Below are 15,614 nucleotides of genomic sequence, written 5' to 3'. Positions count from 1 at the left end.
GTGGTGGTGGGGGTGCTGGGGGTGGTGTTGGCGCTCGGCTCTCTCGCGTACGCGCGGAATTCTTACGGGAGTTCCACCATCAGCAGTCAGAGCATGGCGCCGACGTACGAGCCGGGCGACCGGATCATCTACGAGAAGGTCGACGGGAGCGAGGTGCGTCGCGGTGACGTCGTGCTGTTCTCGGCGCCGGACCGGTACGGGTTCAGCGGGAGTGTGATGCAGCGGGTCGTCGGGGTGGGCGGCGATCGTGTGGTGTGCTGCACGGGCTCGGGCACGAGCGCACGGATCACCGTGAACGGGAAGCCGCTGGCGGAGCCCTATGTGAAGCAGGGTGATGTCGACGGTATGCACAAGACGTACGACGTGACGGTGCCGCAGGGGCGGCTGTTCCTGCTCGGCGACAACCGTGCGAACGCGAGGGACTCGCGTTTCTTCGCGAGCGATCACGAGGGGACGGTGGCCGACTCCGCTGTCCGGGACCGGGTGACCGACGACCGGGCGATCGCCCTCCTCATCGGGTCGGCCGTCATCGGCGGGGTGGTCCTCGCCCTGGTCGGTGTCGGCCTGGGGATCGCCGCGCTCGTCGTACGGCGACGGAGGGCGGCGCCGGTCACGCCGTGGCCCGCGCAGCAGGTCTAGCGGGATGGGGAGGGCCCGTCGAAGGTCCCGGCGGGCCCAGCCGCCGTAGCCGCGCGGGGATTCAGTGCTCGGCGGGGTGCTGGGCCGGGCCTCCGGGGGTGGCTTCGCGGTCCGGGCCCTTGGTGGCTTCGGACTCGCTGTAGATGTCGGGTTCGAGGTAGATCACGCGGGCGATCGGCACGGCTTCGCGGATACGGGACTCGGCCGCGTTGATCGCGGTGGCGACCTCGGTGGCGGTGTCGTCGTGCTGGACGGCGATCTTGGCGGCGACGAGCAGTTCCTCGGGGCCGAGGTGGAGCGTGCGCATGTGGATGATGCCGGTGACGGTGTGGCCGTCGACGATCGCGGCCTCGATCTTCTGGACGTCCTCGATGCCGGCGGACTCGCCGAGCAGCAGGGACTTGGTCTCGGCGGCCAGGACCAGTGCGATCAGGATCAGCAGGATGCCGATACAGAGCGTGCCGATGCCGTCCCAGACGCCGTCGCCGGTGAGCAGGGCCAGGCCGACGCCGCCGAGGGCGAGGACCAGGCCGATGAGCGCGCCGAAGTCCTCCAGGAGGACGACCGGCAGCTCGGGTGCCTTGGCGCGGCGGATGAACTGCGACCAGGAGTGCGTGCCGCGCAGTTCGTTCGACTCCTTGATGGCCGTACGGAACGAGAAGCCCTCGGCGATGATCGCGAAGACCAGGACGCCCACCGGCCAGTACCAGTGCTCGATGTCGTGGGGGTGCTTGATCTTCTCGTAGCCCTCGTAGACGGCGAACATGCCGCCGACGGAGAAGAGGACGATCGAGACGAGGAAGGCGTAGATGTACCGCTCGCGGCCGTAGCCGAAGGGGTGTTGCGGGGTGGCCTCGCGCTGGGCCTTCTTGCCGCCGATCAGGAGCAGTGCCTGGTTGCCGGAGTCGGCGAGGGAGTGGACGCCCTCGGCGAGCATCGAGGACGAGCCGCTGAAGGCGAACGCCACGAACTTCGATGCCGCGATCGCGAGGTTGGCGCCGAGTGCCGCCACGATCGCCCTGGTGCCGCCTGACGCGCTCATGTGTTCGCGGTGTCCCTTCGCCTTCGTACGTCTGTGCCGGACGGTCCAGGTCGGATGTCCAGGTGGGATGTCCAGGTGGGATGTCCAGGTGGGATGTCCACGTCGGACGTGTGCCCCGGACGTCTGCCCGGATGGGTCGTCCGGCCGTCTTTGCCCGTCCTTTGCCGGTGGGCCATTCTTGCAGCCCTTCCCGGCGACGGCGCGTCAGGTATCCACAGGCCCGGTCATACGATCACAGTGGCTCGGAAGATCGTGCCGACTCCGGACACCTCGGCCTTGTCTCCGGCCGGGACGAACACCGACTGGCCGGGGGCCAGTTCGAAGTCGCCCGCCCGCACCGCACCGGCCGTGCAGAGCAGGATCTGCGGGGTGTCGAGGGTGAGGTCGTGGACGCCTGTGCCCGCCGGGAGGACGTACCGGGACAGCCGGAACTCGTCGATGGGGGTCTCGTAGACCTCCTCGCCGTCGGGGGACGCCTCGGGGCGCAGCACTCCGGGGTCGCTCGCCTCGAAGCGGACGACGCGCAGGAGTTCGGGGACGTCGACGTGCTTCGGGGTGAGGCCGCAGCGCAGGACGTTGTCGGAGTTGGCCATGATCTCGACGCCGAGGCCGTTGAGGTACGCGTGCGGGATGCCTGCGCCGAGGAACAGGGCCTCGCCGGGCTGGAGTCGGACGTAGTTGAGGAGCATGGCCGCGATGACGCCCGGGTCGCCCGGGTAGTGGTGGGCGATGTCGGCGTAGGGCGCGTAGTCGCCGCCGAGGCGGGTGCAGGCGGTCGCCGCCGCGGTGACGGTGTGGCGCATCTCCTCGGGGTCGGCGGTGAGGATCGCCGTGAGGACCTCGCGCAGGGCGGCTTCCTCGGGGTGCGCGTGCAGGAGGTCGACGTACGGCTTCAGGGAGTCGACGCCCAGGCCGGCCAACAGGTCGGCGGCTTGCAGCGGATCGCGGAAGCCGCACAGGCCGTCGAACTCCGTGAGCGCGCAGATCAGTTCGGGCTTGTGGTTGGCGTCCTTGTAGTTGCGGTGCGGGGCGTCCACGGGGATGCCCCGGCGCTCCTCGTCGGCGTAACCCTCCTTGGCCTGCGCCAGGTTGGGGTGCACCTGGAGGGAGAGCGGGGCGCCGGCGGCGAGGATCTTCAGCAGGAAGGGCAGTCGGGGGCCGAACTTCGCGACCGCCTTCTCGCCCAACTCCCGCTCCGGAGCCGCCTCGACGACCTCGACGAGCGTCCCGCGCGCGGTGCGCGAGGGTGCTCCGGGGTGCGCGCCCATCCACATCTCCGCCTGCGGTTCTCCGCTCGGCTCGACGCCGAGCAGCTTCGGGATGGCGGTGGTGGAACCCCAGGCGTAGGGGCGGACGGTGTTGTCGAGGCGGTCCATGTGGCTCTCTACCGGTTCTCTCTGCGTACGACCCGAGGACGACCTGGGTACGACGTGGCTTCGCGCCCCGTACGACGGTGTACGGCGGCTCAGGGCTTCGACGACAAGATCAGGCGCCCGAGGCGAGCGCGAGGTAAACGGCGGCGAAATCCGTCATGGCGATCAGCTCGGCGAGGGTCTCCAACTCGCCGCCCTCTTCCGGCTCCAGCTCGCTGATCGGCGTGTCGTGGCTGAGGGCCAGGTCACGGGCGTTCGGGGCGGCGGTGAGGCCACCGATCGGGCGGTCCCGGAGCAGCACCACGCGTGCGTGCAGCGCGGGTGCCTCCTCGACGCGGTCCCTGAAGAAGTCGTCCGGGTCGGCGCTCGCGGCGAGCGGGCCGGCCAACAGGGCGTTGTGCTCGGAGAGCGCCTCGGGCAGCTCGGAGACGAGCGCGGGGCGGCCGGCCAACTCCGCGAGCGCGGCGGCGAATCGGCGTCCCGCCGGGCCCGCCGACGCGCCCTCCGTCCAGATCACCGGGAGCGAGTCGGCGAGTTCGGCGGCGAGGGTCTTCGCGGGGTTGCTGTAGGTCGCGACGGCGGGCCCGCAGCGCTCGGCGACCTGGTCGAGCCGGTCGGCGACCTTCTCCAGGGCCTCGGGCGGCGCGCTGAGCAGCCCGGTGCGGTCCAGGAGCGCGAGCAGCGGGGTGAGCAGCGCCCAGAGGACTCCGGGGGCGGAGGCGGCCAGCGGTTCGTCGTGTTCGTACGGTGCGGTCGCCATCGGTACGAAGAGGCCGTGGGCGCCGTCCACCGCCTCGGTGAGGGGGCTGCGGGAGGGGGCTACGGCGACGACCGTGCAGCCGCGGCGGTAGGCCTGCTCGGCGAGCAGGGACAGGCCGGGCTCGCTGCCGTCCGGGGTGGTGATCAGCAGCAGGTCCACGGAGCCGGCCCAGCCCGGGAGTTCCCAGCGCAGGGCGCCGGCCGCGGGGGCCACGCCGGTGGGTGCCAGTCGGGTGACGGGGCTGGCGGCGCCAGCGAGCCTGCCGAGCAGGTCGGCGACGCAGGTGGCGGCGGCGCCGGGGCCCGCGATCAGGATGGCGCGGGGGCGGCCGTCCGGTTTCAGGTCGTTGACGCCGGCCTCGGCCGCGTGCCGGGCGGCGGTACGCACCCGGGCACCGGCTTCGGCGGCACCGCGGAGCAGGGCTCGGCGGTCGGCCTCGGTCAGCGCGTCCGGGGAGTCGAGCAGCGATTCGTCGAGCATGGGCGGCGGCCTCCGATCGCGTCGTCGTCGGTTACGCGGGGTGGCGGGCCTCGTCGACGAGCAGCACGGGGATGCCGTCCCGTACGGGGTAGGCCAGGCCGCAGTCCTCGCCGGTGCAGATCAGCTCGGTGTCCTGCTCCTCGAGGGGGGCGTGGCAGGCCGGGCAGGCCAGGATCTCCAGGAGGCCGGCTTCGAGCGGCATGGGGTGTCCCTCCAGGGGGTGTCTGCGACTGTCTGCGACGCTTCGGCGGATGTGCCTGGTCAGGGTACCGCCGGTGAGAGGTGTGCGCCGGGGTTGGGGCGGACGTCCCTGGGGGCTGCGCCCCCAGACCCCCCTTCGGCCTGAACGGCCTCGTCCTCAAACGCCGGACGGGCTGAGAATGCCGGCCGGTGCCCAAGAGGTGCGCCCCTCCCGACCAAGTGCCGCCCGACGTCAAGAAGAACCACCGACCGAAGCACCGTCACCCCCTGATGATCCCCAGCACCTCGTCCCGCACCTTCCCCATCGTCGCCTCGTCCCGCGCCTCCGCGTTGAGCCGCAACAGTGGTTCCGTGTTGGAGGGGCGGACGTTGAACCACCAGTCGGCGGAGGAGACGGTGAGGCCGTCGAGTTCGTCGAGGGTGAGGTCGGGCCGGTCCTCGTAGGCGGTGCGGATCGCGGTGAGGCGGGCCTGCTGGTCGTCGACCGTGGAGTTGATCTCGCCGGAGCCCACGTAGCGGTCGTACTGGGCCACGAGGGCGGAGAGGGTGCCGTCCTGGCCGCCGAGCGCGGCGAGGACGTGCAGGGCGGCCAGCATGCCCGTGTCGGCGTTCCAGAAGTCCTTGAAGTAGTAGTGCGCGGAGTGCTCGCCACCGAAGATCGCGCCGGCCTTCGCCATCTCGGCCTTGATGAAGGAGTGGCCCACGCGCGTGCGTACGGGTGTGCCGCCGTTCTCCTTGACGACCTCGGGGACCGACCAGGAGGTGATCAGGTTGTGGATGATCACGCCCGTGCCGCCGTTCCTCGCCAGCTCGCGGGAGGCCACCAGGGCGGTGATCGCGGACGGGGAGACCGGGTCGCCGTTCTCGTCGACCACGAAGCAGCGGTCCGCGTCGCCGTCGAAGGCGATGCCGAGGTCGGCGCCCTCCTCGCGGACGCGGGCCTGGAGGTCGACGATGTTGGCCGGGTCGAGCGGGTTGGCCTCGTGGTTCGGGAAGGTGCCGTCCAGCTCGAAGTACATCGGGACCAGCGTGAGCGGCAGGCCGGCGAACACGGTCGGGACCGTGTGGCCGCCCATGCCGTTGCCCGCGTCGACGACGACCTTCAGGGGGCGAATGGAGGTCAGGTCGACGAGGCCGCGGAGGTGCGCCGCGTAGTCCTCCAACGTGTCCCGCTTTGTGATCGTTCCCGTCGGTCCGGAGACCTCCGGTGCGCCCGAGTCCAGCCAGGATTCGACGAGTCGGCGGATCTCGGCGAGGCCGGTGTCCTGGCCCACGGGGGCCGCGCCCGCCCGGCACATCTTGATGCCGTTGTACTTCGCCGGGTTGTGCGAGGCCGTGAACATGGCACCGGGCAGGTCGAACGCGCCCGAGGCGTAGTACAGCTGGTCCGTGGAGCACAGGCCGATCTCGGTCACGTCGACGCCGCGCGCCGCCGCCCCGCGCGCGAAGGCGGCGGACAGGCCCGGGGACGAGGGCCGCATGTCGTGCCCCGTCACGATCGCGCTCGCGCCGGTCACTTGGACGAAGGCCGCTCCGAACAGCTCGGCCAACGACTCGTCCCACTGGTCCGGGACGACGCCCCGTACGTCGTACGCCTTCACGAGCTGCGACAGATCAGCAGACACGGGCCAACCCTCCAGAAAGTCCTATCGGTCGCCCCAAACTACCCGTCAGGACCGACGGTGCGACGGGCGGCAACCGAGCCTTCCACACACCGTTACTTCAGCTCGGAGCGGCTTCCGCGGCGGGACCGGCGAACTCCGGGACGGGCGCCGTCAGTTGTCCGGTGAGCGCAGCACCCGGAGATGACCCCGGCGCGCGACCTCCATGGGGTCCGCCGTGCGGGCGCCGCCTCCACCGCCGGCCCCGGCCGCCCGCTCCTGGGGACGGGCCGCCTCGCGCACGGCGTTGGCCAGCGCTTCCAGGTCGTCGCCGCTGGGGCGGGCCGGAGCGGAGCTGTCGAGGAGGCGGACGACTTCCCAGCCACGGGGCGCGGTGAGGCGCTCGGAGTGCTCGGCGCACAGGTCGTAGCAGTGGGGTTCGGCGTAGGTGGCGAGCGGGCCGAGGACCGCGGTCGAGTCGGCGTAGACGTACGTCAGCGTCGCGACGGCGGGGCGGCCGCAAGCGGTGCGCGAACAGCGACGTACAGGGCTCACGACGTTGGACGGTACCGCACTCTTGAGCGGGCCGCGACGACTCTCCCCCAGGTCACCCCACCGTGTCGGGCTGTGAGACGCCCCACACGCCTCACCGGCAACGCGCCACTGACCTGCGCGGACACCCCTTCCCGAGATCTCGAACAGGGTCGGACCCGGTCACCACTCGGCACAAACACCGTCAATTGCCTTGAGAGCGACGGTCTTGGAGACATACGGAATCGAGCCCAACCTTGGCCGGAATGGTCATCCGGCGACATGGCGTACGGAGCGCCCGGCGGCGGGTGGAGTCGGGCGGCCGGACCCGGCGGGGACTACGCTTCACCAGTGATGGACACCCCCGTACCGCCCTCTGCCGCCGGACCCGGGCCCCGCCGCCGCGATCGCCACGGCCGGGGCATGCGCGGCCCGATCGCACCGCCCCAGGTCCCGCTCGCCGCGAGCCGCGCCGAGGCGTTCGCGGATCTGGTGCAGGACTCCGTGGAGCGCCTGGAGCGACGCTGGCCGCAGTTGGCCGACATCGATTTCCTGGTCCTGGAAGTCCCTCGACTGGGTGGTGCGGGCGAGGGCTGGAACGACGAGTCGGTGCCCATGGGGGGCACGATCGCCGCCCGTGAGGGACATCCCGCGCGCGTGGTGGTCTATCGGCGCCCGGTCGAGATCCGTACGAAGGGGCGCGACGAACGGGCCGCGCTCGTCCACGAGATCGTCGTGGAACAGGTCGCCGAACTGCTGGGGCTCACCCCGGAGACGGTCGACCCGCGCTACGGGGAGGACTGAAACACCCTCCCCGCGCGCGTGCCCCGTGCCGACCGCTACTTCTGGAGGACCGACAGGTCCTCGTCCGTCTCGGGCACCGACACCGTTCCCCGGTCGTCGGGCAGCGTCTGGATCGTGAAGCCCGGTACGCCTTCCTCGGTGGCCGACAGGGTCCGGGCCGCGTACACCGGGCCGCCCGACTGGGGCTCGACCGTCAGCGCGTAGGTGCCCTTCAGGCCACCGGGGACCGGGAGTTCGACGTCCTCGGTGGTGCCGGCCTTGATCGTGTACGTCTTCGAGACGGGCGTACCGCCGCCGCTGCCCGCGGACGCGGTGACCTTGACCGTCGCGGTGCGGGTGGGCGCGACCAGGGACAGCGTGGAGCCCTTGGCGCTGTTGTCGGCGGACGTCGCGCGCGTGCCCACCGCGCCGGTAGCCGGGATGAACGCCGTCTCCTGCTTGCTGCCCTTGCCCCGTACGACCTTCAGCGCGGCGACGATCGGCACGGACTGGTCGGTCGGGGTCAGGACCAGGGAGCCCGGGTCGCCGCGCGTGACGTCGCCCAGGTCGACGCCGACCGTCATGCCCGCCTTGACGTGCACGGTCTCGTGCCCGGCCGGCGTGATCGTCCCGGTGGGCGAGGAGAGCCGCACCTTCAGGTCGGCGTCCGAGTCGCCCGGCGTGAAGGCGATCAGCCGCACGGAGGTGGCGTCCTTGGGGATGCCCGGCATGACCAGGCTGCCCGCCGGGTCGGTGGAGGCGGCCAGCCAGTCGCCGCCGAGCTTGGTGTCGAGGGCCTGCACGGATGCCCCGACCCGGCCGCTGCGCACGGTCACGTGCACGGTCAGGTCGGTCTCCTGGGCGTCGGTGAGCGTGGACAGCAGGATCGGCTCGCTGGCGTGCGGCTCGACCGTGATGCCCTCCCCCACCGTCGACTTGAGGTCGCCGTCCTTGCCGTAGAGCTCGATGTCGACGACGGCGGCGGAGTCGTCCGGGTTGGTGAGGTGCACGTAGTCGGTGCGGCCGGCGGCGGTGCTGGCGCCGGGGAACCAGAACTCGGTGTCCGGGGCGGTGCAGTTGACGCCCTGGAGTCCGCGTCCGCTGCCCGCGGCGACCTCGGTGGTCTCCTGGACGGTCCAGCCGGGCGCGTACTTGCCCTCGGCGGTGCCGAGCAGCGCGGGCGAGTCGGCGCCGGAACTGTCGCCGGTGGCGGGGGTGCCGGGGGCCTTGGGTTCCAGGACGGGTTTGGCGGGCTTCTTCTTGTCGGCCGTGCCGTCGCCCGACTCCTCGGTGACGGACTGGAGTTCGGCCTTGCCGCTGTCGTCCGTGCCGGTCGTGACGGGCGTGAAGGACGTGTACGACGTGTCGGCGAGGTCGGAGGTGCTGGGAGCCGGGCAGAGCAGGCTGGTGCGCTCCACGGGCAGTCGGGCGGCCGCCTTGGCGGTGCCGGCGCCGGACGCGGCCGGTGCCTTCATCTCGGCGAACCCGGTGACGGCGCCGAGCGCGACCACACCGGCGAGGAAGGACAGGGTCGTGCGGTTCACTGCTGGCTCCCGTCGGGGCGCTCGTCGCCGTGCGGTCGTTGCTGCTGGGCCGGGTCGTACGTCGGGTCGTAGGCGGGGTCGTAGTTCGGGTCGTAGCCCTGGTTCTGGCCCTGCCCCTGGCCCTGACTCTGGTCGTAGCCCTGTTCGTACGTCGGGTCGTAGGCCGGTGCGGGGTTCTGGCCGCCGTAGGCGTACGGGTCGTACTGGCCGCCCTGGTAGGGGTCCGCCTGGTACGACTGGTCGTAAGTGCCGGACTGGTACTGCTCGTTGGCCTGGTACTGCTCGCCGCCGTAGGTGCCGTACTCGGCGCCCGCGTAGCTCGCCGTGTCCCACTCACCGTAGGACTGCTGTTGCGGGATCGCGGCGACGGCCTCCTCCTCCGGAGGAGGTGTGGTGTTCGTCGCGAAGGCGTCGAACTGCCCGGTGTCCGCCGGGTCGTCGGTCTCGTCGGTGGACTCGGCCTCCGCCTGGGCGCGCAGGCGGCGGGCCCGGCGGCCCTCGCCCGCGACCGCCTGGGCCGGGATCAGCTCCGCCTCGGGGAGGTCGTCGTCGACGTCACGGCGGCGGCCCGGGAGGGCGAGCACGACGAGGACGAGGGCGAGGGCGCCCTGGGTCCACAGCCATGCGGTGTGCCCGATCGGGTCGTCGTAGGTGACGTCCAACTTGCCGCCGGAAGCCGGGAGTTCGAAGCCCTGGGCCCAGCCGTCGACCGTGGTGCGGGTGAGCGGTTTGCCGTCCAGGGTGGCCGTCCAGCCCGCGGCGGCCGAGTCGGCCAGACGCAGCACGCGGCCGGTGGCGCCGGACGGGATCGTGGTGTGGATGTCGACGGGTCCGGCAGCGACGGGCGTCGGGGCGGCGGTACCGGCGACGACGGCCGCGCGGGAGACCTGCGCGTCGACCCGCCACAGGGCGCTGCCGTCGGCCTGGCTGAGGCGGCTGAGGCCGGGGGTGGCGTCCAGGATGCGGCTGACCTCGCGGGGCGCGCCCTTGTGGACGAGGACGTAGCGCACGGCGAAGCCGCCGAGTTCGTCGGCCTGGTCGGCGCCGGAGCCGGCGACGAGGTTGGCGACGACCTTGTCGAGCTTGGTGTTCTCGCCGTCCGCCGCGGCGAACTCGCCGTCTCCCATGCGGGCGCCGGAGCCGCGCACCAGCATGTAGCCGACGTGGGCGGCGGAGTCGCTGTCGAGGACGAGGGTGCGGGCCTGGTCCTCGGTGCCGCTCTCCTCGGCGACGAACGCGGGCACCTGGGTCGGGTCGTGGCGCTCCAGGGGGCCGTCGGCGCCGCGGATCATCCAGCCGGCGGCGACGAGCAACGGGCCCGCGGCCGAGGCGAAGGCGATCAGCACGGCCACCGGCTGGCGCCACCCGAAGCTCTGCTCGGCGACACGCGCGCGTGCCCCGTCGGCGCCGAGCGCGGCGGCGGCGAGGAGGGCGAGGCCGTAGACGAGGGTCGCGGGGCCCGCCCAGGTGGAGCTGTTGGACAGGACGGCGAAGACGAGGCCTACGAGGGCGACGCCCCAGGCCGTCCAGATGCCGAACTGACGCTCGCTGCGCAGCAGGGCGGCGAGTGCGGCCAGGACGATGCCGATCAGCATCAGGCCGCTGACCGTGCCGGGGCCGCCCGGACTGGCGCCGAGGAGGTCGAGCGGGGTCGCGGCCCCGGAGCCGTACTCCAGACCGGCCTGCTGGAAGAAGCCGAACGGGAGGAGGGTCAGCGACCAGGGGGCCAGGATCAGCAGCGGGGTGCCGTACTGGGCCAGGAAGCGCGGTCCGTAGCCCACGAGGTCGCCGCGGCGCACGACCAGCAGCGCGATGCCCAGGAGCAGCGTGAGGGGCCAGATGATCGGCGTGAAGGCCGTGGTGACCGTCAGCAGCAGGGCGTACGCCCAGGTGGCGCGCCAGCTGCCGCGGGCGCCCGAGGAGTGCGTCAGGCCGCTGGCGGCGATGCCCGCGCGGGCCATCAGCGGGAGCAGCACGGCGAGGACGGCGGTGCCGATGCGGCCGCCCGCGAGGGCGCCGGTGGCGGCGGGCAGGAAGGCGTAGACGACGGCCGCCCACGCGCGCAGCAGGCGCGACTCGACGAGCGGGCGGGACGCGAAGTAGGCGGTGAACCCGGCCAGCGGGACCGAGGCGACGAGCAGGACCGTGACCGCGAAGCCGGTGGAGCCGAAGAGCAGCGAGGAGAGCATCGCGACGAGCGCGAGGTACGGCGGCGCGGACGGGGTGCCGCCGACGCCCACCGGGTGCCAGGAGTCGAGGAAGCGGGACCACAGCTCGCTGGAGTCGCCCGGTGCGGGCAGCAGCGCGCCGCCCGTGAGCGCGCCACTGGCGAGCAGGCCGCGGCAGGCGACGAGCGAGACGAGCAGCAGCACCAGGAACAGCACCGGGCCCGGCTTGCGGGCGATGCGCTTCACGCGCGCGAACTGCTCGATCTCCAGGAAGTCCGCGTCGTCGCCGCCGGGCCCCGACTCGACCGCGCCGCCGTGCCGGCCGGCTCCGGAGGTGATCTCGGGGTCGGATGTGTCGACAAAGCTGGCGGCGGCCTGTTCGAAGGTGGCCCGCACGGTCGCGCCGGGCGGCGGGAACAGGGGCCGCAGCTCGGCCTTGTCGATCTGTGCGCCACTTCTCCTGCGCCGCCCGGCGAGGATCCGCTCGGGGCGCAGCAGGGTCCCCAGGAGGCCGCGGATCTCGTCGAGGGCCTGTCCGGGGACCTTGCCGACGAGGTTGGCGACGGTGCGCAGCAGCGTGCCGACGACGACCCTGAAGAGGACCCAGGGCAGCACGGACGTACGGCTGTTGACGAGCAGGGTGTAGACCGCGCCGGCCTTGTCGACCTTGTGCGGGGAGGCGACGGTGCGGCCCGCGCAGTCGACGGCACGGCGCTCGCGCGAGGCCGCCTCGGCGTGCCGTACGACCGCCTCGGGGGCGACCAGGACGCGGTGGCCGGCGGCGGTGGCGCGCCAGCACAGGTCGACGTCGTCCCGCATCAGGGGCAGCCGGCGGTCGAAGCCGCCGAGTTCGTCGAAGACGTCGCGCCGGACGAGCATGCCGGCGGTGGAGACGGACAGCACGGGCCGTACGTGGTCGTGCTGGCCCTGGTCCTGTTCGCGGCGGTCGAGGCCGGTCCAGCGGCGGCCGGAGTGGGCGATGGTGACGCCGACCTCCAGGAGCTGCCGTCGGTCGTACCAGCCGCGCAGCTTGGGGCCTACGACGGCCACGTCCTCGCGGCCCAGTTCGTACTCCTGGTCCACGACCCGCAGCAGTTGCGCCAGGGCGTCCGGCTCCGGGGCGGAGTCGTCGTGCAGCAGCCACAGCCACTGGACGGGCTCGCCGTGCGGGAGTTCGGGCATGTCGTAGGCATCGTCGCGCCACGTGCGCGTGACGGGGTCCCAGCCGCTGGGGCGCTTCAGGTACGGCAGCTCTTCCGGGGTCAGCACGGTTGCGGTGCGGTTGGCCTCCTCGACGGCCTGGCCGAAGCCGGTGCGCCGGGCGAGGTGGAGCACGCGGTCGGCGCCGAGGGCGTCGGTGACGAGCTGGGCGGAGTCGTCCGCGCTGCCGGTGTCGGCGGCCATGACGCTCTGCACGGGGCGCTCCTGGCCGAGCAGCCCGGCGAGCGCGTCGGGCAGCCAGCGGGCGCCGTCGTGGGAGACGAGCACCGCGGTCACCACGTGACGCGGGAACTCAGGAGTGGCAGCGTCGTGTTGGGCTGCCGTGTGGCTGTGCACGGACATCGAGGTACGGGCCCCGGTTCGGTGGACTGCGGTGGACGCGCGCGTCCCGAGGGGACAGCGGTACGTCTCGGACGAGCGCCCACACTATCGGCTGGGCATGGCGACGGCCCGCCGCCTGTGGATAACCCAGTCGCGACGGGCCGTTCAGTAGGTCCCGAGGTGTACCCCGGAGCATGTCCCCGGGTCTGCCGTCCCGTTCAGACGGCGGCCTTCTTGAGGCGGCGGCGTTCCCGCTCGGAGAGGCCGCCCCAGATGCCGAAGCGTTCGTCGTTGGCGAGGGCGTACTCGAGGCATTCGGAGCGGACCTCACAGGCGAGGCAGACCTTCTTGGCCTCGCGGGTGGAGCCGCCCTTCTCGGGGAAGAAGGACTCGGGGTCGGTCTGGGCGCACAGCGCGCGCTCCTGCCAGCCGAGTTCCTCGTCCGCGTCGTCGACCAGCAGTTGCTGCACCAGCTCGGTCATGTGCGCCCCTCGTCTGTCTTTCGCGTCCCCGTGATGTGGCCGCCGTTACCGATGTCGGCTGAACGACACGAGTGAAATTACAAGTGTGCTGCTCCGGGCGAGTCAAGCCGAGATCTGCTATTGGGCCCCTTATTCACTCTGCGGAACCAAGGCCTAGCGGAAAGTGTTCAAATCGGCATAAACCTTGACAAGCAAAGGAGACCCCCCGCGGCCTCCTACCCCGAGACGGAGCCTGTACGGGGGAGGACGCCCAGGAGTTCGATCTCGTTCCACTGGGGTTCGAGCGCCCGGTTGTGCGCCATGTGTCCCGGTAGACACCTGAACAAACCTTTCACCTCGGAGATGAACCGGATGAGGTGAAACATGTCCCACATACCGGGCGTCGAGTTGACAGTGCGGGTGTGAACCGCTGTCCTTGTGGGCATGCTCGCGAACTCGGCACTCACCTCGACCCGCACCGCCGGGTCCCTCGGTGCTGCTCACGCTCGCTGTAGCTGTTGTTGCTGTTCCGGCTGTTGAGCCCCACGCGCTCCGGCCCCACTCGCTTGTCCGTCTGGTGACACCCATCCCCCGCCGTTACTTCTTACGCCGAGGAACTCCCGCACCCCCATGAACAGCGACAGCGACCTCCAGATCGCCGGCGACATCCTCGAAGTCCCGCACCTGCTCCAGCCCCCGCGCGAACACCCGGCCACCGTCGCCGAGTTCGTCGGCCTGGCGCGCTCCGTCGCGGCCGACCGCGCCCAGTGGGAACACCTCGTCGAGTACGACGCGACGAGCCGCTGGTACCACCGGCTGCGCACCGGCCCCGGCTACGAGGTGTGGCTGCTGTCCTGGGTGCCCGGACAGGGCAGCGGGCTGCACGACCACGGCCGCTCCTCCGGTGTGCTGACCGTCCTGGACGGCACGCTGACCGAGCGCACCGAGCGGGGCACGCGCGCGTTGGGGGCGGGCGCGCAGCGGGTGTTCGCGCCGGGGTACGTCCACGAGGTCGTCAACGACACCCTCGAACCGGCCATAAGCCTGCACGTCTACTTCCCCGGCCTGACCGAGATGCCGATGCACACCGCGTGCGCGCGACGCACGGGGTCGGAACCGGTCGACGCCGTGACCGCCTGACACGTTTCGGAACCGGTCGACCCGGCGGCCGTCGGGCCCGCGATGCGGTGACTGCCTGCCGCGTTGTCACACCCGCCTGCAAGACTTGTCCCTATGCGCATTGTGGTTCTGGCAGGCGGTATCGGTGGTGCCCGGTTCCTGCGCGGTCTCAAGCAGGCCGTGCCGGACGCGGACATCACGGTGATCGGCAACACGGGGGACGACATCCACCTCTTCGGGCTGAAGGTCTGCCCGGACCTCGACACGGTGATGTACACGCTCGGCGGCGGCATCAACGAGGAGCAGGGCTGGGGCCGTGCCGACGAGACCTTCCACCTCAAGGAGGAGCTCGGGGCGTACGGCGTCGGGCCCGAGTGGTTCGGGCTCGGCGACCGGGACTTCGCCACGCACATCGTGCGGACGCAGATGATCGGCGCCGGCTTCCCGCTCAGCGCGGTCACCGAGGCGCTGTGCGACCGCTGGCAGCCGGGGGTGCGGCTCATCCCCATGACGGACGACCGCGTCGAGACGCATGTCGCCGTCGAGGTGGACGGCGAGCGCAAGGTGATCCACTTCCAGGAGTACTGGGTACGGCTGCGCGCGTCGGTCGCCGCCGAGGCGGTCGTGCCGGTCGGCGCCGAGCAGGCCAAGCCCGCGCCCGGGGTCCTGGAGGCGATCGCGGAGGCGGACGTCATCCTCTTCCCGCCGTCGAACCCGGTCGTCTCCGTCGGCACCATCCTCGCCGTGCCCGGCATCCGTGAGGCGATCGCCGACGCCGGTGTGCCCGTGGTGGGCCTCTCCCCCATCGTCGGGGACGCGCCCGTGCGCGGGATGGCCGACAAGGTGCTCGCGGCGGTGGGCGTGGAGTCCACGGCCACGGCGGTGGCCGAGCACTACGGCTCGGGGCTGCTCGACGGCTGGCTCGTCGACACCGTGGACGCGGCCGCCGTGGCCGATGTCGAGGCGGCCGGGATCCGCTGCCGGGCCGTACCGCTGATGATGACCGACACCGAGGCGACCGCGCGGATGGCGCGGGAGGCGCTGGCGTTGGCGGAGGAGGTGCGGGCGGCGTGAGCGAGGTGCCGACGGTGGAGGGTTATCGGGTCTGGGCCGTGCCCGGGATGCCGGAGGTCGCGGCCGGGGACGACCTCGGCAAGCTGATCGCGGCGGCCGAGCCCGGGCTTCTCGACGGGGACGTGCTCCTCGTCACCTCGAAGATCGTGTCCAAGGCGGAGGGGCGCATCGTCGAGGCGACCGACCGGGAGGCCGCGATCGACGCCGAGACCGTACGGGTCGTGGCGCGGCGCGGCGCCCTGCGGATCGTGGAGAACCGGCAGGGCCTGATCATGGCCGCCGCCGGGGTCGACGCC

At 72.0% G+C, this 15,614-nt stretch carries 14 protein-coding genes; 5 read left to right on the top strand and 9 right to left on the bottom strand.

What is annotated here, in order from left to right:
• The coding region (gene lepB / locus JHN63_RS43390; RefSeq protein WP_234478557.1) for a signal peptidase I at positions 1–639 on the top strand (639 nt) is incomplete at its 5' end.
• A gap of 61 nt (positions 640–700) precedes the next feature.
• Here lepB and JHN63_RS43385 read toward each other — a convergent pair.
• From JHN63_RS43385 to JHN63_RS43360, 6 genes are all read right to left on the bottom strand, one after another.
• A complete protein-coding gene (locus JHN63_RS43385) occupies positions 701–1,681 on the bottom strand; it encodes a cation diffusion facilitator family transporter (RefSeq protein WP_200690636.1) in 981 nt (326 codons plus the stop codon).
• Between the two features lie 224 nt (positions 1,682–1,905).
• Positions 1,906–3,057: a mannose-6-phosphate isomerase, class I gene (manA, locus tag JHN63_RS43380; RefSeq protein ID WP_200690635.1), complete on the bottom strand. Its 1,152-nt coding sequence runs from the start codon at positions 3,055–3,057 to the stop codon at positions 1,906–1,908.
• 109 nt (positions 3,058–3,166) lie between these two features.
• Positions 3,167–4,294 carry an SIS domain-containing protein gene (locus JHN63_RS43375; protein ID WP_200690634.1) on the bottom strand — a complete coding sequence of 376 codons (1,128 nt, stop codon included), beginning with the start codon at positions 4,292–4,294 and terminating at the stop codon, positions 3,167–3,169.
• A 31-nt stretch (positions 4,295–4,325) separates the two neighbouring features.
• Positions 4,326–4,496, bottom strand: a complete 171-nt coding sequence (locus tag JHN63_RS43370; protein WP_200690633.1) for a Trm112 family protein — start codon at positions 4,494–4,496, stop codon at positions 4,326–4,328.
• Between the two features lie 259 nt (positions 4,497–4,755).
• Positions 4,756–6,120 carry a phosphomannomutase/phosphoglucomutase gene (locus JHN63_RS43365; RefSeq protein ID WP_200690632.1) on the bottom strand — a complete coding sequence of 455 codons (1,365 nt, stop codon included), beginning with the start codon at positions 6,118–6,120 and terminating at the stop codon, positions 4,756–4,758.
• Positions 6,121–6,270: 150 nt separating this feature from the next.
• Positions 6,271–6,702: a DUF3499 domain-containing protein gene (locus JHN63_RS43360; RefSeq protein ID WP_078532602.1), complete on the bottom strand. Its 432-nt coding sequence runs from the start codon at positions 6,700–6,702 to the stop codon at positions 6,271–6,273.
• A gap of 279 nt (positions 6,703–6,981) precedes the next feature.
• Between JHN63_RS43360 and JHN63_RS43355 the strand changes: the two genes are divergently transcribed.
• Positions 6,982–7,431, top strand: coding sequence for a metallopeptidase family protein (locus JHN63_RS43355; RefSeq protein ID WP_200690638.1), 450 nt, complete (start codon positions 6,982–6,984; stop codon positions 7,429–7,431).
• 35 nt (positions 7,432–7,466) lie between these two features.
• On the opposite strand, the gene JHN63_RS43350 is transcribed toward JHN63_RS43355, so the two are convergent.
• The 3 genes from JHN63_RS43350 to JHN63_RS43340 form a co-directional block, all read right to left on the bottom strand.
• A complete protein-coding gene (locus JHN63_RS43350; RefSeq protein WP_200690631.1) occupies positions 7,467–8,954 on the bottom strand; it encodes a DUF5719 family protein in 1,488 nt (495 codons plus the stop codon).
• Positions 8,951–12,685, bottom strand: a complete 3,735-nt coding sequence (locus tag JHN63_RS43345; RefSeq protein ID WP_200690630.1) for a glycosyltransferase — start codon at positions 12,683–12,685, stop codon at positions 8,951–8,953. Before JHN63_RS43345 ends, JHN63_RS43350 begins: the two co-directional genes overlap by 4 nt.
• A 197-nt stretch (positions 12,686–12,882) precedes the next feature.
• Positions 12,883–13,146 (bottom strand): WhiB family transcriptional regulator, encoded by a 264-nt coding sequence (locus tag JHN63_RS43340; RefSeq protein ID WP_003975777.1) that lies wholly within the window; start codon positions 13,144–13,146, stop codon positions 12,883–12,885.
• 609 nt (positions 13,147–13,755) lie between these two features.
• Between JHN63_RS43340 and JHN63_RS43335 the strand changes: the two genes are divergently transcribed.
• The 3 genes from JHN63_RS43335 to JHN63_RS43325 form a co-directional block, all read left to right on the top strand.
• On the top strand, positions 13,756–14,265 hold the full coding sequence (locus JHN63_RS43335; protein ID WP_200690629.1) for a cysteine dioxygenase family protein: 510 nt from the start codon (positions 13,756–13,758) through the stop codon (positions 14,263–14,265).
• Between the two features lie 93 nt (positions 14,266–14,358).
• Entirely contained in the window at positions 14,359–15,318 is a 960-nt protein-coding gene (gene cofD / locus JHN63_RS43330; RefSeq protein ID WP_200690628.1) for a 2-phospho-L-lactate transferase, read from the top strand.
• The coding region (locus JHN63_RS43325) for a coenzyme F420-0:L-glutamate ligase (RefSeq protein WP_200690627.1) at positions 15,315–15,614 on the top strand (300 nt) is incomplete at its 3' end. The genes cofD and JHN63_RS43325, both read left to right, overlap by 4 nt.

The organism is Streptomyces sp. MBT65, from assembly GCF_016612545.1.
In the GTDB taxonomy this organism is placed as follows: Bacteria; Actinomycetota; Actinomycetes; order Streptomycetales; family Streptomycetaceae; genus Streptomyces.
The sequence above is the reverse complement of the archived record's forward strand: the minus strand, read 5'-3'. Positions and strand labels throughout refer to the sequence as shown.

Excerpts from the sequence above, each read along its gene's own strand:
- JHN63_RS43340 (WP_003975777.1), bottom strand. The coding sequence starts at position 13,146 with ATGACCGAGCTGGTGCAGCAACTGCTGGTCGACGACGCGGACGAGGAA.
- JHN63_RS43335 (WP_200690629.1), top strand. The coding sequence starts at position 13,756 with ATGAACAGCGACAGCGACCTCCAGATCGCCGGCGACATCCTCGAAGTC.
- JHN63_RS43385 (WP_200690636.1), bottom strand. The coding sequence starts at position 1,681 with ATGAGCGCGTCAGGCGGCACCAGGGCGATCGTGGCGGCACTCGGCGCC.
- cofD (WP_200690628.1), top strand. The coding sequence starts at position 14,359 with ATGCGCATTGTGGTTCTGGCAGGCGGTATCGGTGGTGCCCGGTTCCTG.
- JHN63_RS43345 (WP_200690630.1), bottom strand. The coding sequence starts at position 12,685 with ATGTCCGTGCACAGCCACACGGCAGCCCAACACGACGCTGCCACTCCT.
- JHN63_RS43370 (WP_200690633.1), bottom strand. The coding sequence starts at position 4,496 with ATGCCGCTCGAAGCCGGCCTCCTGGAGATCCTGGCCTGCCCGGCCTGC.
- JHN63_RS43375 (WP_200690634.1), bottom strand. The coding sequence starts at position 4,294 with ATGCTCGACGAATCGCTGCTCGACTCCCCGGACGCGCTGACCGAGGCC.
- manA (WP_200690635.1), bottom strand. The coding sequence starts at position 3,057 with ATGGACCGCCTCGACAACACCGTCCGCCCCTACGCCTGGGGTTCCACC.
- JHN63_RS43355 (WP_200690638.1), top strand. The coding sequence starts at position 6,982 with ATGGACACCCCCGTACCGCCCTCTGCCGCCGGACCCGGGCCCCGCCGC.